This window comes from Nonomuraea lactucae (assembly GCF_003313395.1).
In the GTDB taxonomy this organism is placed as follows: Bacteria; Actinomycetota; Actinomycetes; order Streptosporangiales; family Streptosporangiaceae; genus Nonomuraea; species Nonomuraea lactucae.
Window position 1 is genome coordinate 47254 of the sequence record NZ_QNFZ01000294.1, and the last position, 23422, is coordinate 70675.

23 protein-coding genes are annotated in these 23422 nt (G+C 71.6%); 10 read left to right on the forward strand and 13 right to left on the reverse strand.

Annotated features, from left to right (window positions below; all coding sequences use genetic code 11):
• Position 1: 1 nt before the first annotated feature.
• From DQW85_RS21455 to DQW85_RS21485, 7 genes are all read right to left on the reverse strand, one after another.
• The gene (locus tag DQW85_RS21455; RefSeq protein ID WP_240197328.1) at positions 2–1165 is read right to left on the reverse strand and encodes a TRAFAC clade GTPase domain-containing protein; all 1164 of its coding nucleotides are present in this window, start codon (positions 1163–1165) and stop codon (positions 2–4) included.
• Positions 1166–1169: 4 nt separating this feature from the next.
• Entirely contained in the window at positions 1170–3713 is a 2544-nt protein-coding gene (locus DQW85_RS21460) for a hypothetical protein (RefSeq protein WP_113702084.1), read from the reverse strand.
• A 6-nt stretch (positions 3714–3719) separates the two neighbouring features.
• Complete coding sequence (locus tag DQW85_RS21465) at positions 3720–5300, reverse strand: Hsp70 family protein (RefSeq protein ID WP_113702085.1); 1581 nt, start codon at positions 5298–5300, stop codon at positions 3720–3722.
• Entirely contained in the window at positions 5301–5894 is a 594-nt protein-coding gene (locus tag DQW85_RS21470; RefSeq protein WP_113702086.1) for a nucleotide exchange factor GrpE, read from the reverse strand. It lies immediately after the preceding gene.
• 13 nt (positions 5895–5907) lie between these two features.
• Positions 5908–6666 carry a vWA domain-containing protein gene (locus tag DQW85_RS21475; RefSeq protein ID WP_113702087.1) on the reverse strand — a complete coding sequence of 253 codons (759 nt, stop codon included), beginning with the start codon at positions 6664–6666 and terminating at the stop codon, positions 5908–5910.
• Between the two features lie 208 nt (positions 6667–6874).
• Complete coding sequence (locus tag DQW85_RS21480) at positions 6875–8797, reverse strand: 5'-methylthioadenosine/S-adenosylhomocysteine nucleosidase family protein (RefSeq protein ID WP_162795181.1); 1923 nt, start codon at positions 8795–8797, stop codon at positions 6875–6877.
• A 95-nt stretch (positions 8798–8892) separates the two neighbouring features.
• Positions 8893–9378, reverse strand: coding sequence for a hypothetical protein (locus DQW85_RS21485; RefSeq protein ID WP_162795182.1), 486 nt, complete (start codon positions 9376–9378; stop codon positions 8893–8895).
• A gap of 162 nt (positions 9379–9540) precedes the next feature.
• Here DQW85_RS21485 and DQW85_RS21490 point away from each other — a divergent pair, with 162 nt between their 5' ends.
• The 4 genes from DQW85_RS21490 (at position 9541) to DQW85_RS21505 (ending at position 12833) form a co-directional block, all read left to right on the forward strand.
• Positions 9541–10692 carry a sensor histidine kinase gene (locus tag DQW85_RS21490; RefSeq protein WP_113702090.1) on the forward strand — a complete coding sequence of 384 codons (1152 nt, stop codon included), beginning with the start codon at positions 9541–9543 and terminating at the stop codon, positions 10690–10692.
• On the forward strand, positions 10683–11324 hold the full coding sequence (locus DQW85_RS21495) for a response regulator transcription factor (protein WP_113702091.1): 642 nt from the start codon (positions 10683–10685) through the stop codon (positions 11322–11324). The genes DQW85_RS21490 and DQW85_RS21495 overlap by 10 nt, the downstream gene beginning before the upstream one ends.
• A 17-nt stretch (positions 11325–11341) precedes the next feature.
• Entirely contained in the window at positions 11342–12148 is an 807-nt protein-coding gene (locus tag DQW85_RS21500; protein ID WP_113702092.1) for an MBL fold metallo-hydrolase, read from the forward strand.
• Positions 12149–12212: 64 nt separating this feature from the next.
• On the forward strand, positions 12213–12833 hold the full coding sequence (locus tag DQW85_RS21505; protein WP_113702093.1) for a PadR family transcriptional regulator: 621 nt from the start codon (positions 12213–12215) through the stop codon (positions 12831–12833).
• On the opposite strand, the gene DQW85_RS21510 is transcribed toward DQW85_RS21505, so the two are convergent.
• Together DQW85_RS21510 and DQW85_RS21515 are read right to left on the reverse strand one after the other, a co-directional pair.
• Positions 12826–14256: a sensor histidine kinase gene (locus DQW85_RS21510; protein ID WP_205315287.1), complete on the reverse strand. Its 1431-nt coding sequence runs from the start codon at positions 14254–14256 to the stop codon at positions 12826–12828. The genes DQW85_RS21505 and DQW85_RS21510 overlap by 8 nt on opposite strands.
• Positions 14253–14924, reverse strand: coding sequence for a response regulator transcription factor (locus DQW85_RS21515; RefSeq protein ID WP_113702094.1), 672 nt, complete (start codon positions 14922–14924; stop codon positions 14253–14255). The genes DQW85_RS21510 and DQW85_RS21515 overlap by 4 nt, the downstream gene beginning before the upstream one ends.
• Before the next feature lie 124 nt (positions 14925–15048).
• Between DQW85_RS21515 and DQW85_RS21520 the strand changes: the two genes are divergently transcribed.
• A complete protein-coding gene (locus DQW85_RS21520; protein ID WP_113702095.1) occupies positions 15049–15537 on the forward strand; it encodes a hypothetical protein in 489 nt (162 codons plus the stop codon).
• 155 nt (positions 15538–15692) lie between these two features.
• Here DQW85_RS21520 and DQW85_RS21525 read toward each other — a convergent pair whose 3' ends face one another.
• On the reverse strand, positions 15693–16793 hold the full coding sequence (locus tag DQW85_RS21525; RefSeq protein ID WP_113702096.1) for an Rv3169 family protein: 1101 nt from the start codon (positions 16791–16793) through the stop codon (positions 15693–15695).
• Between the two features lie 112 nt (positions 16794–16905).
• Positions 16906–17442: a YtxH domain-containing protein gene (locus DQW85_RS21530; protein WP_113702097.1), complete on the reverse strand. Its 537-nt coding sequence runs from the start codon at positions 17440–17442 to the stop codon at positions 16906–16908.
• A 182-nt stretch (positions 17443–17624) separates the two neighbouring features.
• On the opposite strand from DQW85_RS21530, the gene DQW85_RS21535 reads away from it, so the two are divergent.
• Together DQW85_RS21535 and DQW85_RS21540 are read left to right on the forward strand one after the other, a co-directional pair.
• Entirely contained in the window at positions 17625–18161 is a 537-nt protein-coding gene (locus DQW85_RS21535; RefSeq protein WP_113702098.1) for a peptidylprolyl isomerase, read from the forward strand.
• 168 nt (positions 18162–18329) lie between these two features.
• Positions 18330–19196 carry a rhomboid family intramembrane serine protease gene (locus DQW85_RS21540; protein ID WP_113702099.1) on the forward strand — a complete coding sequence of 289 codons (867 nt, stop codon included), beginning with the start codon at positions 18330–18332 and terminating at the stop codon, positions 19194–19196.
• Between the two features lie 34 nt (positions 19197–19230).
• Here DQW85_RS21540 and DQW85_RS21545 read toward each other — a convergent pair whose 3' ends face one another.
• Complete coding sequence (locus DQW85_RS21545; RefSeq protein WP_113702100.1) at positions 19231–19476, reverse strand: cell division protein CrgA; 246 nt, start codon at positions 19474–19476, stop codon at positions 19231–19233.
• A 154-nt stretch (positions 19477–19630) separates the two neighbouring features.
• Here DQW85_RS21545 and DQW85_RS21550 point away from each other — a divergent pair, with 154 nt between their 5' ends.
• Genes DQW85_RS21550 through DQW85_RS21555 form a run of 3 tightly spaced genes read left to right on the forward strand, consistent with a single transcriptional unit; the run spans position 19631 to position 20989 of the window.
• Positions 19631–20257, forward strand: a complete 627-nt coding sequence (locus tag DQW85_RS21550) for a class E sortase (RefSeq protein WP_240197331.1) — start codon at positions 19631–19633, stop codon at positions 20255–20257.
• Between the two features lie 4 nt (positions 20258–20261).
• Entirely contained in the window at positions 20262–20420 is a 159-nt protein-coding gene (locus tag DQW85_RS45980) for a hypothetical protein (RefSeq protein ID WP_205315289.1), read from the forward strand.
• A complete protein-coding gene (locus tag DQW85_RS21555; protein ID WP_113702102.1) occupies positions 20417–20989 on the forward strand; it encodes an anthranilate synthase component II in 573 nt (190 codons plus the stop codon). Before DQW85_RS45980 ends, DQW85_RS21555 begins: the two co-directional genes overlap by 4 nt.
• A gap of 131 nt (positions 20990–21120) precedes the next feature.
• Here the strand turns inward: DQW85_RS21555 and pknB are convergent, their stop codons facing one another.
• Entirely contained in the window at positions 21121–22956 is a 1836-nt protein-coding gene (pknB, locus tag DQW85_RS21560) for a Stk1 family PASTA domain-containing Ser/Thr kinase (protein ID WP_113702103.1), read from the reverse strand.
• Positions 22957–23422 lie beyond the last annotated feature (466 nt).

Genomic DNA, 23422 nt, shown 5'->3' on the forward strand with positions numbered 1-23422 from the left:
GTCACCTCCGCGTGCCGTCGAGCATCTTGAACTGGTGGAGGAGCCACAGCAGCGGGTCCTCGACGCGGTAGGGCCGGATCCCGCTCGGTGACACCGAGGTGTCCGACGGCAGCGCCCCCAGCGCGGACAGGCCGAACAGGTTGTAGTTGGCGTAGTGCTGGCCCAGGTAGCGGTCGAGCGCGCCCGCCTGCCACTCGTACAGGAGGGCGCGGATCTGCTCGTGGACGGCCTCCCTGTCGTCGAGGTCCAGCTCGCCGATCGGGGCGCGCGAGCGGTGCAGCGCCGACTGGCGCTCCATCGACGGCTGCAGCGCGTCGATCTTGCTCAGCGCGACGGCGGTGGGCACGCGGAGCTTGCGGCCGCCGTTTCTCCGCAGGCGCTCGGTCACCCGGACGACCACGTCCAGCGAGTCGCTCAGCGGGTCGTCGTCGAGCCGCCCGCCCCGGCTGCGCGCCGTGCCGGTCAGCGCCTCCCTGGCGCCGGGCAGTTCGAGCGGGTCCAGCAGGAAGATCACCGCGTCCGCGGCGCCCAGGTAGCGCAGGTGCAGCTCGCTCATGTCACGGGAGCGGAGGTCCTCGCCCGCGGTGTCGAACAGGACCAGCGTCAGCGACGCGGTGCCGCTGCCGAGCCTGCCCCGCCTGGTCCGGGTGAAGAGGTAGACCAGGGGATCGCGCGGCATCGCCGCGGCCGACTGGGTGGCCGCCAGCAGCCGGTGCTGGCCGTAGAGCGGTCGGGCGAAGTCCTGCTTGTAGCGCTCGATGGTGCGGTCGTCGCACGGCACGAGCGAGGCATCGAGTTCCTCGCCCACCCGGTTCATCAGCTCGTGTACGAGGACCGCGATGTAGGTGCTCTTGCCGGCGCCCTTCGCGCCCACCAGAGCGACGATCTTGCCGGGGTTGGCGCAGTATTCCACCGGCAGCCTGTTGTGGCACGAGGGGCAGACCAGCCAGCCCGTCTCCCGTGAGCAGGTGGGGCAGGGGGCCCGGCGCCCCGGCCGCCGCACCGAGAAGACGGGCGGCAGCGACGGCGTCTGCGTCGCGCGGAAAGCGCCCAGCGCCTGGTCCGGCACCGGATCGCAGCCCACGCCGCGGGCGCCCTTGCCCATGCAGCGGAACTGGATCCGCCTGCGCGGCATCCTGGCGAAGCAGTAGGGGCAACTGATCACGGGTTCAGCCCACCTTGAGGACGCGGACGGGCGGATCGACGAGCTCCACGGCGCCCTCGGCGAAGCAACGCAGCCAGTAGGGCCCGCGCTGCCTGGGCACGGGCAGCTCCAGGGTGGCGGGTGTGCCGACCGACGACCACTCGCCCACGACCATCCCGTCGTCGGCCGACCTGGGCTGGACCCCGCCCGGCTTGCACACCAGGACCAGGCGGTCGAGCACGGCGGGCCGCTCCGAGGTCAGCTCGACCACGAGGCGGCGGCGGTGGAAAGCGCCGGCCCTGCGCAGGAGATAGCGGACGGGGACGACGGCGGCCAGCCGCACGGACACGGACGGGCCGCGCACCCGCTCCACCCCCGCGCCGCCGGCCGCCGTCGCTGTGGCGGCCACCTCGACGGTGACCGCCTCGTCCTGCGGTATTCGCAGGCGGATGCCGCCCTGCGACCGGTACGCCGCCGCGCTGACCGTCAGCCGTCGCCCGCCCCACCGGACCTCGACCTCGCCCACGTCGCGCGGCCATTCGAGGCCGAGGTGGACCATGTCGCCGCGGCGCTGCGCGCTCACCCGCTGGGGCGCGGCGAGGTTGACGTGCTCGCGGTGCGCCCCGATGGTGGCCAGCTCGCCCACCACCGTGACCACCAGCAGCACCAGGCTGGTCCTGTCGGGCCGGACCAGGTGCCCGCCCGCCGACGGCACGGCCGGCAGCGGCCTGGCCGCCGCGCGCACCTCCGTGACGGGCACGCTCGCGCCGAACGGCCATGGCGGCGCCTCGTCCAGCGCGAAGAACTCCGGCATCCCCCAGGCCGGCTCCTCACAGCGCAGCAGGAGCCGGTCTCCGCCGCCGGGCACGACCTCCACGGACAGCTCGGGCACCGGCTCGGCCTTGGGCTGGGGAGTGACGGTGCGCCGCAGGCCGGGCGTGGTGACCTCGCCACCGGGCGTCCGGTAGACGGCCGCGACGACGTACTCGTGGCTCGTCCGGTTGCGCACCTTCCTGTCACGGAACCCGGAGCCCTGCACCGGCACCGGCACGCCGTCGCGGGTGACGCTGACGCGCGCCGCCTGCGGCGGGGCCGTCCACTGGCCGACCACCACGCCGTCACCGGCGCTCAGCCGCAGGTCGCGCGGCTCCGGGCGGAGCACCACGGGCGTGGCGGCGACCTGCTGCGACGACGCCTTCCTGCGGCGGGCGGCGACCGCGTACGTCACCGGGCGGTTGACCGGCGGGCGCGTGTCGCGCACCCCCGGCTTGGCGGACTCCGCCAGCGGCACGCCGTCGCGGAAGACGTCGTAGTCGATCTCGCCCGCCCGGGACGGCGACGGCTGCCAGGTGATCACGACATCGTCGGTGTCGGAGTCGGAGTCGGAGCTCGCCCGCACGGACGACGGGGGATGCGGCGCCAGCCCGGCGAGCAGCTCGTCGGCGCCGGGCAGGTCGGGCACGCGCCGGAGCGCGTCCTCCAGCATGATCCAGGCCCTGTCGCGGTCGGGCTCGGTGCGGGCCTGGTCGCGCAGCCCCACGGCCGTGTTGAGCCGGGCGCGGATCTCGGTGGACAGCTCGGCGGCCTCGCCCGTCAGCGCGTCGGCCGGGAGCGCCTCGGCGAAGTCGGCCGCCGCCTGGATCTCCCCGCGCTCGACCAGCTCGCGCAGCCGCCCGGCGGGGCCGCCGACCACGCCGCTCTCCTGGCGGATCGCGAAGATGAGCCGCTTGGCGTCGTCGGCGTCGAGGCCGAGGTCCTCCGTGGCGTGCCTGAGCAGCGTGTCGTCGTACGGGTGCTCGCGGATGCGCTCCCGCAGCCGGGCCACGACGTCGTACAGCACGAGCGCGGCGGGGTCGGCGGTGTGGCGCAGCGCGGTGAGGACGGTCGAGTCGCGCTCGGTGCCGACCCCGATGGCCCGGCGCCTCGTCTCCTGCTCCAGCTGGGCGACCCGGTCGCGGATGCCCGGCATGGGGCCGAGCACGCTCACGGAGGGGTGGTCGGGGAAGAGGTATCTGGCGAGGCCGGAGTGCCCCAGCAGGTCCAGCGCCTCCCTGACCCGGGCGTAGGCGGAGTAGGGCGGCGACTGGGGGAGCGGGTCGGGCTCGCGCACCTCGATCCCCGCCGACGACGCCAGCCGGGCCGCCTCCGCCGGGTCGATCCCGGCCGACTGCGCGATGGCCGACACGATGTCGGGCGGCAGCAGCCGCAGCTTGCCCGCCGCGTCGTCCAGCCGCCGCCGCGCCCCCGCGACGCGCTGCCTGTCCTGCTCCCGCGCCGCCTTCGTCTCCGCCCGCAGCGGGCCGAGGTCTCCGTCGGCCGCCGCCTGGAAGATCGCCTCGTAGCGGGCGGCGTGCTCGGCGGAGAGCTGGTCGATGATCTTGCGGTATTTCAGCATCTGCCGCGAGCGCCGCCAGCACTGCCGTACCTGCCGGACGGTCTCCGTGACCTCCGCGGGGCTCATGCGCTCGTCGAGCTGGTAGCGCCGCTGCAGGTCCGAGGGGGGCACCCCGCCGGTCTGCCGTGCCGGGTCGAGGACCTCCCTGACGTAGCGTGCCTCGTCGAACGCCATCGAAGGTCAGCTCACCTGGATGCCGGAGAGCGCGGCGCGCGACGACTCGACCTTCTCCTCGGACATGCCGCCGATCTGGATGTCGAGGTCGAGCTGCCGGCCCGTCTCGTTCTCCCGGGCGGTGACGTGCAGCAGCCCGGAGGTGTCGAGCCCGAACGTGACGTCGATCGGGAACCCGGCGGGCTTGCCGTGCGGGATGCTCAGGTCGCCCTCGCCGATCTGGTTGTTGTCCTCGAACCGCTCCGACTCGGCGGCGCCCGCCTGCTCCATGACCTGGATCCGGACGGTCGTCTGGAAGTCGTCCAGCGTCGCGAACCGCTTGGTGACCTCGGCGGGCAGCGGGTCGTTGGCGTGCACCAGGTGGGAGACGCGGTGCTGGCGGGTCTGCCGGTCGGTGGTGACGATCCCGAACGCCCGCGAGGCGACGGTCTTGATCGTACGGCCGGCGATCTCCTCCTGCTGCTCCCTGGACAGCCCCGCGCCCAGCGCCAGCTCCTCGGCCTTGGCCGTCTCGCCGGAGTCCACCAGCCGCCGGTAGGTCTCCTCGAACGCGTAGAGCGCGGCGCCCTTGGCGACGGCCAGGTCCGGATCGCGCAGCTGCGGGACGACGCCGATCTCCTTCTGCAGCGCCTCGGCCACGGCGGGCATCCTGGACGAGCCGCCGACCAGCACCAGGTGGTCGAAGCCCGTGACGCCCTTGCCGCGCGCGGTATCAAGGGTCCGGCGGGTGATGTCGATCGTCTGGTCGAGCAGGTCGCGGGTGAGCGCCTCGAAGTCCTCGCGGGTCACCTCGAGTGTGGTCGCCCGGCCCTCGTGCATGATCCGCGCCGGCTGCTTCACCCGGGCCGACAGCGCCTTCTTCACATCCTCGGCGATCTTTCGCAGGTCCTGCTCGGTCTCCTTGCTGTCGAGCGGGTCGCTCACGTCGGGGTGCTCATCCTTGAAGCGCTGCGTGAAGTGCTGGACCAGGGCCTCGTCCCAGTCGGCGCCGCCGAGTTTGTGGCTTCCGTCGGTGCAGACCACCTCGATGTCGCCGCCCCGCAGGGTGATCACCGTGGTGTCGAACGTGCCGCCGCCGAGGTCATAGACGAGGATGCGGCAGTCTTCGGCGGGGTTGAGCACGCCGTAGGTGATGGCCGCCGCGATGGGCTCGGAGAGGATGTCGATCACGTTGAGCCCGGCGATCTGCCCGGCCTTGCGGGTGGCGTCGCGCTCGGCCGCGCCGAAGTAGGCCGGGACGGTGATGACGACGTCCGACACCGGCTCGCCGTCCGCCGCCGCGTCGCGCGCGAGCTTACGCAGCAGGAACGCGGAGATCTCCTCGGGGGTGTATTCGCGCCCGTGCATGGCGCGCGGCGCGTCCTGGCCCATGTCGCGCTTGATCAGGCTCACCACCTGGTCGGGGTGGATGACCGCGCTGTCCTTGGCGGTCTGGCCGACGATGACGTTGTCGGAGGTCTCGAAGAACACCACCGAGGGGGTCGTGTCGGCGCCTTCCTGGTTGCGGTGCATCTGGGCGCGGCCAACCTGGTCGATGCTCGCGATGCACGAGTAGGTGGTGCCGAGGTCGATCCCGTGAACAGCCATCTATCGCTCCTCCGTTTCGTGTGTCGTCGGGCCCGCCTGCGGCGGCCGCGGGGCGTGTGGGGCCTGCGGGACCTGCGGCGCCTGCTCCGGCCTGCCCACCGCCACCTCCGCCTTGCGCAGGATCCGGTCGCCGAGCCGGAAGCCGTCGGCGATGACCGCCACGACCGTGCCCGGCGTCCCGGGCACGGTAGTGACCGGGCGGTGGAGTGCCTGGTCGTACGGGTCGCCCGGGGCGGTCTCCAGTCGTTCGGCGCCGGTCCTGGCGAGCACCTCGCCCACCTCGCCGGCGATGGCCTGCAGCAGCGCGCGGAAGTGGGCGCTGTCGCCCGTGCCGCCGGCCAGCCGCGCCGCCTCGCGGGTGGCCAGGTCGTACAGGCGGTAGAGGCCGGCTCGTACGGGGATCAGCGCCTCCTGGAGCAGGCCGTGGCGAAGCTCCTGGTTGTCCCGGTGCAGCCGGTCGATGATCTCCTCACGGTGGGCGGCGCGGTCGTGCTCGCGCTTCATCTCCTCGGCGATGCGGTCGAGAGCGGACGTCAGCGGGGTGATGCCGGGATGTTCACCAGGGGTGTCGGGGTCGGTCGGGGGGATCGTCACTGCCTGCCCTCCTTCATTGGCGGGTGAGTTGCTGGCCGGTGGCCGTCGCGAGCGCCTTGCCGTACAGGAGGCTCAGCTCGTCCGCGTCGCCGAAGCCGTTGCTGACGACGAAGCGCAGCCGCCCGTCGTGGACGAAGGGCGGCCGGTAGTCGGAGTCCTCGTCGGGGACGGCGAGGTAGACCCGGTCGAAGGGGCTGAGCAGCTCAGCCAGCCTGCTCGAGTCGTCGGAGAAGCGGCCGTCCGTGATCGCGACCAGCACCCGCTGCTCGCACTCGGTGCCCGCCTGCTTGTGCGCGCGGTCCAGCTCGCGGACGGCTGGGGCGAGGTAGGTGTGGTCGCCCTCGGTGAAGTGCGCGTGCGCCTCGGTGGCGCGCGCCAGGTCGGCCGCCCTGGTGGGTGGCAGCGCCAGTGACGCGGTCTGCGCGAACTTGGCGCTCGTCAGGATGTCTCCGGGAGCCATCTCACGGATCATGAACGGCTTGAGCAGGGCGAGCGCCTCGTCCCTGGTGTCGACGTTCTCGCGCATCGAGCCGGAGAAATCGCCGGCCACGTCCAGGCAGACCGCTCCCTTCGTCTGCCTGGCCCCTGTCAACGTCGCCTCCCTCAGCGAGCCGTGCGACCCGCCGCCGCGCACGAACCAGAACAGGGCGGCGCCGCAGACGGCCAGCGTGACGAGCCCGGCTATCGCGATGCCGGTTCCCCCGCGGAGGCCGCGCGGGGAAGACCGCGACGAACCTCCAGATCCCGGAATCAGGGGGATATTTCCGGACATCACCGACCTCCGTTGGGTCGTTCCAAAGCGGCGAAGGGAGGCCAGAATACGTGCCTACTCGGCGGTAAAGGCAAGGAGCTTTTCCCGTGAAACCAATAAGTGACTCTTTTGGCCCAACAGTGCGTTTTTAACAACGTAACAACCGGGAATCTGGCTGACCGCATCGTTGGAGGACTATTTCCCGACAATGTGGACCTAACGGTCTTTTCTAGTGCCGGGGCGGCCGGTCCAGGGCGCCGTTGCGCAGCACGTCCAGGACGAGGTCCGCGGCGTTGCGCGCGGCCCGCTTCTGCGCCCGGTCGTTCTTGCCCATGCCCCAGTCGCAGATCGCCTTGACCACGATCCAGTCGACCCCGCTCTTCGCGGCGGCGGCGTACACGCCCAGTCCCTCCATCTCGCCGCCGATCGCGTCGGGCTCCGCCGCGATCATCCGCGCGCGCATGGTCCGGGAGTTCAGCAGGGTGCTGCCGGACAGCATCGGCCCCGCGTGCACCCGCGGCGGACCGGAGTCGAGGCGGGCCGTCAGGAAGCGGTCGAGCAGCGTCACCGAGGGCGCGACCCGGTCGCCGCGCATGAGCTCGACCGGCTCTCCGTCCTCGTGCTCGATGACCTTGCGATGGTCCATGACCCGCAACTGCGTGCAGACGAGGACGTCGCCCAAGCGCTGCTCGCCCTCGCGCAGGCCGTAGCAGATGCCGGTGAGGATCAGGTAGTCGGGCTCGAACTGCTCGATGAGCTCGCGCGCGGTCAGCGTCGCCGCGCCGGGATCGGTCGCGCCCGGCCGCGTCCGGGCCAGCAGCACTCGCGCGCCGCCCACCGTTCCCAGTTCGAGGACGGTATGGAAAGGCCGGTTGTCGCGCACCGGCTCGGTGTTCGTGTGCGCTCCGACGGCCTCGATGACGGCCGTCCACTCGACGGGCGTGGCGACCAGCAGCAGCACCGTGGACCTGCTCAGCATCTCGTCCATCCTCTCCGCGAACTCTGTCGTGCGCCGCCTGCGCGCCGCCCCCACGCGCCAGAGCGAGACCACGCTGACGAGCAGGAACGTGAGCCCGAGCAGGCCGTTCAGCCAGCCGAACACCCACCCCTGCGCGGTGGCGGGCACCACGCCGGGCGGGTCCCGGAAGGCCAGCCGCCAGGCCGCCCAGAGCAGCGCCGCCGGGAACGTGGCCGGCCTGCCCTCGCAGTCGCCGGCCGGGGCGCACGCGTCGTGCTCCGCGTCGCCCACGATCAGTGCCTCGGCGACCACCGTGAGCAGCGTCGCCGTGGTGAAGAGGGCGAACGCGGACCCGGACTCGGCCGGGCTCGGGCGCCGTACCTCCGTGCGGGAGCCCGGTGCCAGGAAGGTGACCCCTGCGGCGGCCACCCCGTCGCAGGCCGCGAGGATCGCCGCCTCCATGCCGGGCGTCGTCGCCCCGCTGAGCAGGCAGAGCAGGGGATGGGCGACGTCGACGGTCCCGGTGCGGGCCCCGAGGTCCTTGGTCTCCTGGTGGACCTGCGCCCGCACGAACCCGCGCAGCCGCCCGGCTACCGCGGCGAGCAGCGCGCCCGCCCGGTCCGGCGTGCGGTCGGCTGCCGGGCAGTGGCACAACGGCATGTTCCAGTGCAGGTGGCGCATGGTCTCAGCCGGTGACCTGTCCTCGCGCCGCCGACCGGCGATCGCCCGCCCGTACCTGATCAGTGTGGAGCCGACCATCGCGGTCATGAAGACCGTGACGTACAGGACGGCGAGAAGGGGCCCGAGCAGTGCGGGCACCCACTGGCGCGCCGCTGCCAGTCCCAGCGACGCGCACAGCGCCAGCGCGGGCGGGACGGTGAAAACCAGCAGATCCCAGCGCCGGTCCAGCAGGTGGAGGAGCCCGCGGGGCCGGCCGTGCCGCCACGTGCCGTACGGGGGCTCCAGCACGGCGAACGCGTCGGGGCCCAGCCACACCAGCCTGCCTTCGCGGGCCGCCGCGTAGAGGATCACCGGCAGCGGCGCCCGCTCCCGGGTCAGTCCGTGGATGCCCGGCGGGCGGACGGTGTCGATGGCACGGCGTCCTCGTGCGGCCGCGCGGACGGCCCTGGCGGCGCGCATGGCATCGCGTGCGGTCAGGAAAGAGCCCCGCCGCGCGTCGAATGGTGAGGACACGTGCCTTACTCTGCCCTTTTCGGGCGCGGCGCGGGCGTTCGTTTGCATATTGGGCCGTGATTCGCGGGGCAGCCGCAATCACCCAGTGGGCTATATCAGTCGAAAAACTGCGATATCCGGAATTTTCGTATTTTGAGGGGAACGGCGTACCTGCTGATCACTTTGACCTTGCGGAGGCGGGTTTTCTGGTTGATCGTCACTTTGACGCACTTCATGAGCACCTCGTGATGTCCCAGGAACGCGTAGTAGGAGATCGAGACGCTCCGGCGCCCGAGGCCCCTGTCGGACAGCCCCAGCCCCACCTCCCGATACAGCCGCGAGGACCCCTTCAGGGTGAACGCCGTGGAGCCGATGATCGCGTGATTCGCCGCCGGAGGGCAGTGCGCGAACACCCGCACGACGTTGTTCTGGCGCGGACGCTGCGGTAGCACCAGGAGCGAGGTGCGCTTCTTCCACGCGTCCGGGATGGTGTCTCCGGTGACCGGCCGGATGCCCGCGTGCCGGTCGCGCGGCACCTCGGCCGACGCGCTCGGCCCCATCAGGAGAGTGGCGACCGCTCCCACTGCCACGACGGAACGCATGTCTGCCCTTCTGCCCCGAGTAGGCCGCTGACCAGGCCGTTCCTCCCATTGTGGCCATCGGGCCCGGTGGAGAAGCGCGCCACGCCGACACGGACCCTGTCGGACGGGAGGGTGGTCCCAGCACTACTGACCCCGCCCACGGCGGTGGATAGTGTCGCGAACGTGCTGATCGGGACCGCGCTGGAGGCGCTCACCCAGCGGCCGCTCGCGTTCCTGCGGTCGGCCTGGCCATGGCGGTCGGCGGTGTACCTGCTGGCCGGCGCGGGGCCGGGCCTGGCAGCCGTGGCCGCCCTGCTCGTCGTCCGGTACCTGGGGGGCGGGATCGCCATCGTCGTCGTCGTCCCCCTGGTCGCGATGGTCGCGCCGGCGGTGGCGGAGTTCGAGCGGTGGCGGATACGGCTCGTGGACCGCGTGCCGGTGCCGGCCGCGCCCGACAGGCAGCGACGGGAGATGGTTCTTGGTGTCGTCACGGTGCTCGCGCTGTGGTGGATCGACCTGGTGACGCTCGCCTTCGCCGTCGGCGGGCCCGTCCTGCTGATCTCGTCGGTCGTGCAGTACGACTGGGACCTAGGCGAGATCACGAAGGCCTTGGCGGGTGTCCTGCTGCTGCCCGTGGCCGCGTACACGATCACCGCCTGGGCGGGCGCCCGCGGTGTCATGACGAGGGCGTTCCTCGCCTCGGAGGAGTCCGAGCTGCGCGAGGTGATGCGCTCGCGCGCCCGGCTGGTGGACGCGTTCGAGCTGGAACGGCGCAGGATCGAGCGCGACCTGCACGACGGCGCCCAGCAGCGGCTCGTGGCGCTGACCATGAACCTCGGCCTGGCCAGGCTCGACCTGCCGGGTGACACGCCCGCCGGCAGGCTCGTCGAACAGGCCCACGACGAGGCCAAGCGCGCGCTGGCCGAGCTGCGCGAGCTGATCAGAGGCGTCCATCCCCAGGTGCTCACCGATCGGGGGCTGGCCGCAGCCGTACGCGACGTGGCCGGACGGTCGCCGGTGCCGGTCGAGGCCGACATCGAGCTGGACACGCGACTGCCCGCGCCCGTGGAGGTCACCGCCTACTACGTGGTCTGCGAGGCCCTCGCGAACGTCGCCAAGCACAGCCAGACGGCCAGGGCCGCGGTGAGCGCCCGCACCACGGACGGCACGCTCGTCCTGGAGATCAGGGACGACGGCACGGGCGGCGCCGACCCGGGCGGGGGCACCGGCCTGCTGGGCCTCGCCGACCGGCTCGCCGTGGTCGGCGGCCGAATGTCGCTGTCCAGCCCCGCGGGCGGGCCGACGCTGATCCGAGTGGAGATCCCTTGCGCGTAGTCATCGCCGAAGACGCCGTTCTCCTGCGCGAGGGCCTGGTCGGGCTGCTCGAACGCTTCGGCCACACCGTGCTCGCCTCGGTCGGTGACGCGCCCTCGCTGGTCGAGGCGGTCGCGGAGCACCGGCCCGACGCCGTGGTGACCGACGTGCGGATGCCGCCCGGCTTCACCGACGAAGGACTGCGCGCCGCTCTGGACCTGCGCGCGCGTCACCCCGACCTGGCGGTGCTGGTGCTCAGCCAGTACGTCGAGCAGACCTACGCCACCGAGCTGCTCGACTCGGAAGGCGGCGCCGGCATCGGCTACCTGCTGAAGGACCGCATCGGCGACGTGCGGGAGTTCGTCGACGCGCTCGACCGGGTGGCGCGCGGCGGCACCGTCGTCGACCCCGAAGTGGTGCGCCAGCTGCTCAGACGGAGGCGTGACCCGCTGCTGCGGCTCACCCCGCGCGAGCAGGAGGTCCTCGCGCTCATCGCGGAAGGGCGCTCCAACTCCTCGATCGCGCGGGAGCTGTTCGTCACCCAGGCCGCCGTGGCCAAGCACATCGCCGGCATCTTCACCAAGCTCGACCTGCCGCCCGCGGCCGACGGGCACCGGCGGGTGCTGGCCGTGCTCGCCTACCTTCAAGGGTGATCAGTAGGGTTTCGTCCATGAACGAGCGGTGGCGGGAGATCGGCGACCGGGTCTACGTCCGGCGCCACAAGTCGTTCGACCTCAACGTGGGCCTGGTCGTGGGCGACGAGCACTGCCTGGTGATCGACACGCGCATGTCGCACCGCGAGGCCGCCGACCTGGTCGAGGCCGTGCGGAAGGTCACGACGAGTCCCTGGACCGTCGTCAACTCCCACGCCCACTTCGATCACTGCTACGGCAACGCGCTGTTCCGGCCCGGCGAGATCTGGGGCCATGTCAGGTGCGCCGAGGAGCTCGAGCTGTACGGCGAGGGGCAGCGGGCGAGGGTGATCGCCTCGCTGCCGGAGGCCCGGCGCAAGGAGGTGGAGGAGGTGGCGATCGTGGCGCCCGACCAGACGTTCACCACGACGGCCACCCTCGACATCGGCGGGCGGAGCGTCCACCTGCGCCACTTCGGCCTCGGCCACAGCAGCAACGACGTCGTCACGCACGTACCCGACGCGGGTGTGATCTTCGCCGGTGACCTGGTCGAGGAGGGCGCGCCACCGGCGTTCGAGGACTCCTACCCGCTCGACTGGCCCGTCACTGTCGCCGCGATGCTCGCCGAGCTGACCGGCGACGTCGTCGTGCCGGGGCATGGCGCGGTGGTGGACCGTTCGTTCGCCGAGGCGCAGCAGGCCGAGCTCGCCGCCGTGGCCGGCCTGGCCAGGCGGGCGCACGTGGAGGGGTTGCGTGACCTGATCGGGCGGTTCCCGTACCCGGAGGAGACCACGGGCCAGGTCATCGAGCGGGCCTTCATGCAGCTCGACAGCCACCTCGGCTGACCGCCCGCTCGACAGACGCCCCGGCGGCTCATATATTGCAAAGCGCAATATGGAGGGAGGCGTCATGGCGAGCCGTCACGATCTGATCGGGCTGACCGTGCTGGCCATGCTCGCGGTACGCCCCGGGCACCCGTACGAGCTGCACCGCTTCATCGTCGACACGCACAAGGACTACGTGACCGGCCTGCCCAGGAGCCTCTACCACGCCGTCGAGCGGCTCGCGCGCGACGAGCTGATCGTGCCCGCCGCCACCGGACGGGAGGGCCGCAGGCCCGAGCGGACGGTCTACGAGATCACCGCCGAGGGGCGGCAGGAGCTCGCCGTCCGGCTGAGCAGGTTGCTGGAGCAGCCCGATCCCGACAGGCGCACGCTGGTGGCCGCGACGTCGCTGATCGGGGCCCTGACCGTGCCCGAAGCGCGGCGGGCGCTGCGCACCCGGGCCGCCTCGCTCCAGGCCGCGATCGACGGCCTCGACACGCACATGGCGGCCATGACCGACAACGGCCTGCCGGAGATGCTCATGCTCGAGCTCGAATGCCAGCGCGCGCTGTCCGCCGCCGAGCTGACGTGGGTGCACGGGGTGCTCGACCGGCTGGAGAGCGGCCGCCTCGCCTGGCCGGACGAGATCAAGCAGGCTCTCCTGGAGCGGGTCCTCGGCGAGTCCCGCTCCGCGCGCATCACCTGACCAGGCAGGGGGCGGGGCGGTGGGCGGGGAAGCGGGCGAGGAATCCGCCGTCCACGGCACTCAGCGTCCCGGCGTGGAGGGCCGCGATGTCCCTGGCGATCGGCAGGCCGAGCCCGGCCCCGCCGGCGTCCCTGGCCCGCGCCTCGTCCAGCCTGGTGAACCGGTCGAACACGGCCTCCCGTTTGTCCGGCGGGATCCCCGGGCCGTCGTCCAGCACGTTCAGCACGGCCTGGTCGCCGTTCAGCCTCACCCGCACCTTCACCGTCGTGGCCGCGTGCCGTACCGCGTTGTCGACCAGGTTGGTGACCAGCCGGGCGAGATGCCCGTGCGAGCCCTGGATCACCACGTCAGGCTCGATGTCCAGCTCCACCCGCAGCTCGGGGCGGCGCCTGATGCGCAGCGACTCCTCGGCGGCCACCTGGCCGAGGTCGAGGTCGTCCGTGCGCGGTGGCTCGCCGGCGTCCAGGCGGGCCAGCAGGAGCAGGTCGCCGGCCAGCGCCTGCAGGCGTTCGATGTCGGCCAGCGCTTCGCGCGTCAGCTCGCTCGGCTGGGCCAGCTCCAGCCGGGCCCGCAGGGTCGCGATCGGGCTGCGGAGCTCGTGGGCGGCGTCCGCCACGAACCGCTTGTGCGTGCCCACGGCCGTCTCCAGCCGGTCCAGCGTGCCGTTCACGGTGGTGGCCAGCTCCGCGATCTCGTCGCGCGAACGGGGTACGGGCACGCGCTGGTGCAGGTCGCGCGCGGTGATGTCGGCGACCTTGGCCCGGATCGCGGCCACCGGCTTGAGCGCCCGGCCGACCGAGAACCACGTCATCCCGGCCACCACCAGCAGCAACGCGGGCAGTCCGGGGAGCAGCGCGCCGTTCAGAGCGCGCAACGCCTGCTCGGCGCCCGCCAGCGAGACCCTCGACCAGAGCGTGGCCGGCCCTGACCGCGTGGTGACGTCCACGGCCGCCACCGCGTACTCGCCCGGCTCCGCCCAGGCCGCGACGACGGTCGCGCTGTCCTTGGTGAGAACGAGGTCGGGATCCCCGAACTGCTTGCCCGCCGGCGGCTCACTCCGCTCCGTCCCGCTACCCGGCTCGGCCCCGCCTCCTGACTTCGACACGGCCTCCGACGGATCGCTCGGCTGGGACGCGACGACAGGCGGGGCGTCCCACTCCGTCGGCACGGTCGACGACACCGCGACGAGAGGCTCTGCCGGGACGGCGATTCTCCCCGCGTACGGCGCCACCGCCGCCGCGCGCCGGGCCGCCTCGGCGTCCGCGCTGGCCTGCAGGCTGCCGCGCAGTGCCATGACCAGGACCACGGCCGCCGCACCCAGCGCGGCGGCCACCACCAGCGTCGCCGCGAGGGTGGCGCGCACCCGTACCGAGGACAGACTGGAGGAAAGGGCGGCGAGCAGGACGCGCGGACGGGTGCTCATTTCGCCTCCAGGCGGTAGCCGGCGCCGCGCACCGTGACCAGCGTCGACCGGCCGAACGGCTGGTCGATCTTGCGGCGCAGCGCGCTGATGTAGACCTCGACGATGTTCGGGTCGCCGTCGTAGGTGAAGTCCCACGCCTGCTCCAGCAGCTCGCCCTTGGACACCACCTCACCGGCGCGCCGCGCGAGCCCGTGCAGCACCGCGAACTCCTTCGGCGTCAGGGCGATCTCCACCTCGCCCCTGCGGCAGCGCAGCCCGGCCGGGTCGATCACCAGGTCGCCGACCGTGATGGACACCGGCCGTTCCCGCCCGCCGCGCCGGACCAGGGCCCGGAGCCGGGCGAGCAGCACCACGTACGAGAACGGCTTGGTCAGGTAGTCGTCGGCGCCGGTGTCGAGAGCCTCGGCCTCGTCGTGGATGCCGTCCTTGGCCGTGAGCATCATGATCGGCGTCCAGTTGCCCGCCTCGCGCAGCCGCTCGCAGACGGTGTAGCCGTTCATCCTGGGCAGCATCACGTCCAGGACGATCACGTCGTAGGAGTTCTCCATGGCCATCCAGAGGCCGTCGCGGCCGTCGTGGGCCACGTCCACCGCGAACCCCTCCCCGGCCAGCCCGCCCTTGACCAGCCCGGCCAGCCGCTCCTCGTCTTCCACCAGTAGCACGCGCACACCGCACAGGGTGGCGCATCGTACCTAAAGCCAACCTGAAGATGATTTTGGCCGCCTTCAGGATCACTTCAGGTGCGGCGGGCCATCCTCGGGGCGTCAGATCGTTTCCCACGAGGAGAACCACATGTTCAAGCGACGTTTCGCGATCCTGGGCGCCGTGGCCGCGCTCACGCTCACCGGTCTCGGTGGGTCCGCCCTGGCCTCCGACGAGCCACCGGCCACTCCTGCCCGCAAGATCACGTGTACCACCAGCGATGGCAAGACCTTCGAGTTCCCCGAGCGGATCAGGGCGCTGAAGGCCGTCAAGGGGACAAACGGGAAGATCGTCATGGAGGAGGGTGAGGCGCCGGACGGGGTGACGCCCACCGTGGAGACCAAGCCCGAGACGGCGGTGCGGGGCGAGCGCCTCCCCGAGGAGGGAATCGTCGAGGCGGTCCCGGCCGAGCCCGCCACCGGCGCCGACGCCCCCACGCTTGAGCCTGCCGAGGACGTCGACGTCAGGCGGGGCGAGCCCGGCGTCCGTGCCAGGGCGGTCGAGCCGCCCGCCGACGGCAAGGTGGTCATCGCGGAGAAGAACGGCAAGAGCTTCTCCATCTCCTGCAAGGCCGAGTAGAGGCCTCCTGCGAGGCCGGGTAGAGGCCTCGTGCGAGGCCGGGTAGAGGCCGATCGCTGGGCAGGGGTCCGTGGGTTCGCTGGGGGAGCGTGCCAGCCGTGGGACAGGGGCATACGGCGGGCCGCCGGAGCGGCGGGGCGTCAGGCGGCGGGCCGTCACGCCGGGAACGACGGGTGCGGGCCGAGCGCCCAGTACTCGAACAGCCCGTGTCCCACCAGCCCGTCGTACTCGAAGCGGCCGACGGCGTCGACCAGCCCCCACATCCTGGCGGCGTCGTCGGGCAGCGTGTAGGTGACCCCCTGCACCACAGGGCCCTCGCCCTGGTACATGCCGTGCTTCCAGTCCGGTTCGAGCCCGTAACCGGTGCCGACCATGAGGTGGACCGGCAGCAGCGGCGTGCACCGCACGTCGAACGGCTTGCCGCCGGGCGGTGAGAAGCCGATCACGGCCTCGACCACGTCCCGGGTGCCCGGGGCGTAGACGGGCCGGTAGTCGGGGCGGCCGAGATACTCCTCCTCCCGGCCGTCCGACCACACCCTGGTGGCCTCCTCCAGCACGCGCCGCCCGCGCTCGTCCTCCTGCACGATGCAGAGGATGGCGTGGTCGTCGAATTGCATCGGGGCGTACAGCCAGTAGAACGTGCCCGGGTTCTTCGACTGGATGCCCGGTGGTTCGGGTTCGCCGACGGGCCTGATCCCCCAGGAGCGGTCGCGGGTCCCCTGCCAGCGGTCCGGAGTGACCGGGATGTCCTCCGAACCGATCCTGATATTTCCGGACCAGCGCCCCGTCTGCGCCAGCCGTACCGAGTCGAACATGACCCGCTCCTGCCAGCGTATGAAATGCCGGGGCTCAAGGGTCGCCGGGATCGTGCCCTCCCAGGTGAGATCGAAGGCGAGGCCATGCTCGTTCGGCTCCAGCACGACGCGGAGCCGTTTGAGCCCTTCGATGACCTCCACCCGGAACGGGCCGATCCCGGTGTCCATCCGGTCCGCGCCGAGCTCGCGTGACGCGCGGACGACACGGTGCAGGTCTTGGTGCGGATCATGGTGCGGGTCGCGGCGGCGCACGCAGGCGAAGGCGTCGGTGACGCCCAAGTTGGGGTACTGCCCGAGGCCGACGATCAGCATCAGGTCGCCGGTGCCGGCGTGGCAGTTGAAGTAGTAGCGGTCGTAGAAGTTGCGGTCGGACGTCGCCACGTGCCGCATCACCTGGGCCGCCTGGTGGATGGGGTGGTCGTCGAGGGGTGACAGCGTCATGCCGCTCGTTCTAACAAGCGCTTGGTCGCACGTCAACGTTCCGCGGGCGACGGTTCCCGGGAACGCGAAAGTGCGCCCCGAAGGACTCCGTGGGGCGCACTTTCGCGTTAGATCACTGCATCTTGCGAGATGCCTCGTCTGCCTTCTCGGACACCGTGGTGGCTGCCCGGTCGGCGGACTCGGCGGACTGGTCCGCCTTCTCACCGGCCCAGCGTGATGCGTCAGAGGCGGAGTCCTTCATCTGCTCCGTCCACTGCTGGGCGTTGCGGCGGTAGACCATGTAGCCGATCGCGCCCACAGCGATCCCGGTGAGCAGGATCATGATCGGCAAGCGCCGGGACCTGGTGGGCGTCGGGTCGATCCGTTCGGCAGCCGCCGTCAGCATGGAGCTGACCTTGGGGGCGATCTGGTCTTCCACCCGATGCGCGGCCTCCTCCAGCCTCGGGGCGGCCCAGTAGCGGGCATCCTCGATGCGGTGGGCGGCGGCCATTCTCGCCTGGTCGGCGGCTATCCGAGCCTGCTCGGCGGCGATTCGGGCCTGGGCAGCGGCCATCCTGGCCTGGCTCGCCATCGGGGTCATGCGCTGGCCGGTTCTGGCGGCCTGGGCCTTCATCCGGCCCATCCACGTGGCGGGAACCTGAGCGGCCACGCGGCGATTTCTTTGTGTCAAGGACACGACAACCTCCCCTGTCGTTGGGGCCCGAGCCTGACCTTCCCGGTACAAGGCCGCTCAATCATGGCCGCCGTGGGAGGATGGGACGGTCGGCCGAACGGCCATAGGTATCAAACAGTACGAAACTAACCCTGTTCATAGAGGGGGGCAGCTGTCTCGTGGCTGAGAAGCTGATCGCGAACCTGCAGACCAATCACGGCACCATCAAGGTCGAGCTCTTCCCCAACAAGGCTCCCAAGACGGTGCGCAACTTCGTGGAGCTCGCCGAGGGCGGCCGCGAGTGGACGCACCCGGGCACCGGGGAGAAGAGCACCGGCCGCTACTACGACGGCACCATCTTCCACCGGGTCATCTCCGGCTTCATGATCCAGGGCGGCGACCCGCTCGGCCAGGGCGTCGGCGGCCCCGGCTACGAGTTCGACGACGAGATCAACCCGGACCTCTACTTCAACCGGCCCTACCTGCTGGCCATGGCCAACGCGGGCATCCGCTTCGGCAAGGGCACCAACGGCTCGCAGTTCTTCATCACGGTCGTGCCGACGCCGCACCTGAACGGCCGGCACACCATCTTCGGCGAGGTCGTCGAGGGCCAGGAGGTCGTCGACTCCATCGCCAAGGCGCGCACCGGGCGCGGTGACAAGCCGGTCGAGGACGTGGTCCTGGAGTCGGTGACCTTCGACCGCGTCCCGGCCTGAGTCCGCGCCGGCCTGAGTCCGCGCCGGCCTGAGTCCGCGCCGGCCTGAGTCCGCGCCGGCCTGAGTCCGCGCCGGACGAAGCCCGCGGACGTGCGTACCCGCCGGACGGTCCCTGACCGGGCCGTCCGGGCGGGCGCGGTCACAGGCGCGAGGCCGTAGGCTGCGGGCATGACCAGCCAGCCGCCCAGCCAGCCCCTGCCCCCGGAGCAGCCCGCGGAGGCGGTGCCGACCTGCTACCGGCACCCCGGCCGCGAGACCTGGGTCCGCTGCCAGCGCTGCGAGCGGCCGATCTGTCCCGACTGCATGCGCGACGCCGCCGTCGGCTTCCAGTGCCCCGAGTGCGTGGCCGAGGGCAACAAGGGGATCCGCCAGGCCAGGTCCACGTTCGGCGGCTCGCCGGTCCGCGCGCCCTACGTGACCTGGACCCTCCTGGTGGTCAACGTGCTCGTCTTCGGGGGGCAGTATCTGACGGGCGGGCGGCTCACCGCCGAGCTGGCCATGTGGCCCACGGGGGTGGCCCTGGGCGACCACTACCGGCTGCTCACCGCGGCGGTGGTGCACGACGGGGCCTTCCACATCCTGTTCAACAGCTGGGCGCTCTTCGTCGTCGGGCCCTACCTGGAGCGGGCCTTCGGGCATGTCCGCTACCTGGCCCTCTACGTGCTGAGCGCACTGGGCGGCTCGGTGCTCAGCCTGTGGCTGGACCCGCTCAACCAGCCCACGGTTGGAGCGTCGGGTGCCATCTTCGGCCTGTTCGGGGCGGTGTTCGTGGTCGGCCGCCGGCTGAACATGGACGTGCGCGGCGTCGCTGTGCTCATCGGGATCAACCTGGTGCTGACGTTCGTGGTGCCGGGCATCAGCTGGACCGGCCACGTCGGCGGGCTGGTGACCGGATCGGCGGTGGCCGCCGCGCTGGCCTACGCCCCCAAGAAGCACCGGACCCTCTGGCAGGTGATGACACTCGTGGGAGCGCTGGCCGTGCTCCTGGCGCTCGCGTACGTCAGGAGTGCGGCCATCCTCGCCGTGGTGAGCTGACTTCCCCAGGGTGTGGAAAAGACTGTGGAAAGAACTAACGCCAGCGGGTGGAAAGCACCACACCGAAGATGATGAATCCAAACCCGATCAGCAGGTTCCACTGCTGGAGGGGGCCGATGAACGGAGCCCGCGGCGCCACGTACCAGGCGGCGATCCACAGGATGCCGATGATCCACGCGGCCACCATGGCCGGCGCCAGCCAGCGGGGGCTGACCTTGACCTGCTGGGACTTCTGCGGCGGGGTGTAGACCGCCTTCTTCCGAGTCTTCGACTTGGGCACTGGACCACTCCTGCTGGGGGCCTGGGCATCCGGATCGTCCACAGGCTCTTCGTCAAGCGTAATTGAAGCGTGCCCCAGGATAGTCGCCACGCGCATGACATGGCGATCCCGGGCAGGCAGTCCGCCCGCGCTTACGCTACATCGAGTGAGGGTCATGTTGCGGACCGTGGGGGAGTTGAGCATCACCGCGGGCCTGATACTGATGCTGTTCTGCGCCTACCTGCTCTGGGGCACCGGCGCCTACACCGACCGCCAGCAGCCGCTCCTGCAGCAGGAACTGGCCCGGGAGATGGGGGGTGGCGAGCAGCCGGCCCAGGCGAGGCCGCTCCGCAGGATCAACCTGGGCAAGGCCGTGGCCCTGCTGCGCATCCCCAGGCTGGGCGGCGACTACAAGTACGCCGTGATCGAGGGCGTGACCCCCGAACACCTGATGAAGGGGCCGGGCCACTACCCGGGCACCGCCCTGCCCGGCCAGATCGGCAACTTCGTCGTGTCGGGCCACCGGACCACGTACGGCGCGCCGTTCAACGAGATCGACAAGCTGCACCGCGGCGACGAGATCGTCGTCGACGCCCGCGAGGCCCGCTACACCTACCGCGTCACCCGGCAGCACGTCGTCCAGCCCACCGAGCTCGACGTGGTCGCCCCGGTCCCCGGCAAGCCGGGCCGCCGCCCCGCCAAGGCCGTCATCACGCTGACCACCTGCCATCCCGAATACTCCGCCGCCCAGCGCCTCATCGTGCACGGCGTGCTCGACAGGACCGAGCCCAGAGAGGACTGATCGCATGTACGGCTGGCTCTGGCGCAGGCTGCCGGGCAACACGGTCGCCAAGGCGCTGGCATCCGGGGTCCTGGCCGCCATCGTGGCGGCCGTACTCTGGTATGGCCTGTTCCCACTGCTCGAACCCCTGGTGACGCTCGACGAGGTGACCGTAACAAGATGACCCGCGTGCTGGTGGTGGACAACCACGACAGCTTCGTCCACACCATCGTGCAGTACCTGCGCGAGCTGGGCGGCACGTGCGACGTCCGCCCGCGCGACGAGGTCGGCGTGGCCGACGCCGACGGCTACGACGGCGTCCTCATCAGCCCCGGCCCCGGCACTCCAGAGGCGGCCGGCGTCAGCGTCCCCATGGTCCGCCACGCGGCCCGGCACGGCCGGCCGCTGCTCGGCGTCTGCCTCGGCCACCAGGCCATCGCCGTGGCCTACGGCGCCACCGTCTCGCGCGCCCCGGAGCTCGTCCACGGCCGCACCAGCGCCGTGTCCCACGACGGCAAGGGCGTGTTCGCGACGCTGCCCTCACCGGTGCGCATGACCCGCTACCACTCGCTCGCCGTGCGGCCCGGCACCGTGCCGCCCGAGCTCCAGGTGACCGCCAGCACCGCCGACGGCGTCATCATGGGCCTGCGCCACCGCGACGTGCCCATCGAGGGCATCCAGTTCCACCCCGAGTCCGTGCTGTCGGAGCACGGCCACCGGCTCCTCGCCAACTGGCTGCGGGAGATCGTGTAACGCCCGGTTCGTCCCGTACGACAGAAAAACGAACGTCCCCGCCGTTGCCCCCGAGCGGCGGGGCGTTTCCACGTCGAAGGGCCGCCCCCGATGGGGGCGGCCCTTCGACGTGAAGTGAGGCGAGGCCTCGGTCAGCCGAGGCCGTCCTCGCCGATCGGATCGTCGATCGTCGGCTCCTCGGTGGGCGGGTCGGTCACCGTCGGGTCGGGCTGGTCGGTCGGCGGGCCCGTCGGAGTCGTCTGCTCGGGGCCCGTGGACACCACGATCGTGATCGTCGTGCCGGGGTTGACCTTCGTGCCCTCGCCCGGGTTCTGCTGGATGACCGTGCCCTCGGGCTGGTCACTGGCCTGCGGCACGACCTTGACCTTGAACCCGGAGGACTTGAGCAGCTTGGTGGCGTCCTGCTGGGTCAGGCCGATCACGCTGCGGACCTCGGCCAGCTCCTTCGGCACGTACAGCGTGACGACGCCGTCCTTCTCGATCTCCTCGCCCGCCTTGGGGTCGGTCTCCATGACCTTGCCCTGCGGCTTGGTGGACAGCTTGGTCTTGACCGTGCCGCTCAGCCCGGCGTCCTCGAGGATCTGGTTGGCCTCCTCGGGGGTCACGCCGATGAGCCCGTCGGGCACCTTGACCTTCGCGGGCCCCTTGGACACGAACACCTTGACCGTCGCGCCCTTGGCGACCTCGGTGCCCTCGGCCGGGTCGGTCTTGATCACCGTGCCCTTGTCGTACTCGGAACTGGCCTCCTGGACCACCTCGGGGTTCAGCCCCAGGGCTCTCAGGTCGGCCAGGGCCGCCTTCTCCTGCTGCGTGGCCAGTGACGGGATCTTGATGTTCGGGGTCGTCTGAGTGCCGCCCGAGCTCAGGAAGGCGTAACCGACGCCGATGAACGCGCCGATGATGAGCAGCGGCACGAGGATCCACGCGGCCGTCTTGAGCGCCTTGTTGCCGCCGCTGGGCGCCCGGCGCCGCCCGCCTCGGCCGCCGCCGTCGCCCTCGTCGTACTCGTACGGCGGGACGGCGGTGGTGCGCTGCGTGGCCGGGCCCGCGGCGGCCTGCTGCGAGGTCATCATTCGCGTGCCGGGCCCGTAGTTGCCGGTCATGGCCATCGTCTGGGCGTCGACCGGCATGCCGGACATCGCTCGCTGGATGTCGGCCCGCATGTCACCGGCGCTCTGGTAGCGCTGCGCCGGGTCCTTGGCCATGGCCTTGAGCACGATCGCGTCGGCCCACGCCGGGATGTCGCGGTCGATCTGCGACGGCGGGATCGGCTCCTCGCGTACGTGCTGGTAGGCGATGGCGACGGGGGAGTCGCCGGTGAACGGCGGCTGCCCGGTCAGCAGCTCGTAAAGCACGCAGCCGGTGGAGTAGATGTCGCTGCGCGCGTCGACACGCTCGCCGCGGGCCTGCTCGGGCGACAGGTATTGAGCCGTGCCGATGACCTGCGCGGTCTGCGTCATCGTCGCGGCCGAGTCGGCCATCGCCCGCGCGATGCCGAAGTCCATCACCTTGACGTCGCCGGCGCGGGTGATCATGACGTTCGCCGGCTTGATGTCGCGGTGGACGATGCCGCCCCGGTGGCTGTAGTCGAGCGCGCGCAGGATGCCGTCGACCAGCTCGCCCGCGCGCTCGGGCAGCAGCCGCCGGTCGGCCCGCAGCAGGTCGCGCAGCGTGCGGCCGTCGACGAACTCCATCACGATGTAGGGCACGGGGGTGCCGTCGGTGACGTCCTCGCCGGTGTCGTAGACCGCGACCACCGCCGGATGGTTGAGCGAGGCCGCGGACTGCGCCTCGCGGCGGAAACGGGCCTGGAAGGTGTGATCGCGCGCCAGGTCGGACCGGAGGGTCTTGATCGCGACTATGCGGTCCAGCCGGATGTCTCGGGCGCGATACACCTCGGCCATGCCGCCGCGCCCGACGACACCGTCGAGCTCGTAACGACCTCCGAGTAGCCGAGGCTGAGTCATTTCCTGCACTGTCCCTTACCGTTCATCTTGGGTACGGCCGCGCGCGTGGGCCGCCGGTGTCCATCATCGACCCCCTGACACATCACGTCTCTCCCTTCGGCGGGTTCGTGTCGCCCGGGTGGGGTGAGGCGCTCGTTGTCGGAGTTGGCGTTGTGAGAGTTGGCGTGGGGGTCGGTGTCGGAGTCGGGTTACGGGTGGACGGGGTCGGTTTCGGGGTCGGCCTCCTCGTGGGAGTTGCCGACCTGCTTACGGTAGCCGACCGTGAGGGTACCGGCCGCTTCGACTTGACCGGAACAACCGGGGGGCGCCGGGTGCGTGTCTTGGTCTTGGCCGGGCGTGGCTCGGGCGAGCCCGCGGCCGGTCCGCTCGGGTCGGCGATGTCGGGCGGCCTGGTGGGCGCGCCGCGCTGCGCGAGCGTCACGGCGCCCAGGCCGACCACCATCAGGCATCCGGCGGCGGCGACCAG

Excerpts from the sequence above, each read along its gene's own strand:
- DQW85_RS21460 (WP_113702084.1), bottom strand. The coding sequence starts at position 3,713 with ATGGCGTTCGACGAGGCACGCTACGTCAGGGAGGTCCTCGACCCGGCA.
- DQW85_RS21465 (WP_113702085.1), bottom strand. The coding sequence starts at position 5,300 with ATGGCTGTTCACGGGATCGACCTCGGCACCACCTACTCGTGCATCGCG.
- DQW85_RS21475 (WP_113702087.1), bottom strand. The coding sequence starts at position 6,666 with ATGTCCGGAAATATCCCCCTGATTCCGGGATCTGGAGGTTCGTCGCGG.
- DQW85_RS21485 (WP_162795182.1), bottom strand. The coding sequence starts at position 9,378 with ATGCGTTCCGTCGTGGCAGTGGGAGCGGTCGCCACTCTCCTGATGGGG.
- DQW85_RS21500 (WP_113702092.1), top strand. The coding sequence starts at position 11,342 with ATGAACGAGCGGTGGCGGGAGATCGGCGACCGGGTCTACGTCCGGCGC.
- DQW85_RS21505 (WP_113702093.1), top strand. The coding sequence starts at position 12,213 with ATGGCGAGCCGTCACGATCTGATCGGGCTGACCGTGCTGGCCATGCTC.
- DQW85_RS21510 (WP_205315287.1), bottom strand. The coding sequence starts at position 14,256 with ATGAGCACCCGTCCGCGCGTCCTGCTCGCCGCCCTTTCCTCCAGTCTG.
- DQW85_RS21520 (WP_113702095.1), top strand. The coding sequence starts at position 15,049 with ATGTTCAAGCGACGTTTCGCGATCCTGGGCGCCGTGGCCGCGCTCACG.
- DQW85_RS21525 (WP_113702096.1), bottom strand. The coding sequence starts at position 16,793 with ATGACGCTGTCACCCCTCGACGACCACCCCATCCACCAGGCGGCCCAG.
- DQW85_RS21540 (WP_113702099.1), top strand. The coding sequence starts at position 18,330 with ATGACCAGCCAGCCGCCCAGCCAGCCCCTGCCCCCGGAGCAGCCCGCG.
- DQW85_RS21550 (WP_240197331.1), top strand. The coding sequence starts at position 19,631 with ATGTTGCGGACCGTGGGGGAGTTGAGCATCACCGCGGGCCTGATACTG.
- DQW85_RS45980 (WP_205315289.1), top strand. The coding sequence starts at position 20,262 with ATGTACGGCTGGCTCTGGCGCAGGCTGCCGGGCAACACGGTCGCCAAG.
- DQW85_RS21555 (WP_113702102.1), top strand. The coding sequence starts at position 20,417 with ATGACCCGCGTGCTGGTGGTGGACAACCACGACAGCTTCGTCCACACC.
- pknB (WP_113702103.1), bottom strand. The coding sequence starts at position 22,956 with ATGACTCAGCCTCGGCTACTCGGAGGTCGTTACGAGCTCGACGGTGTC.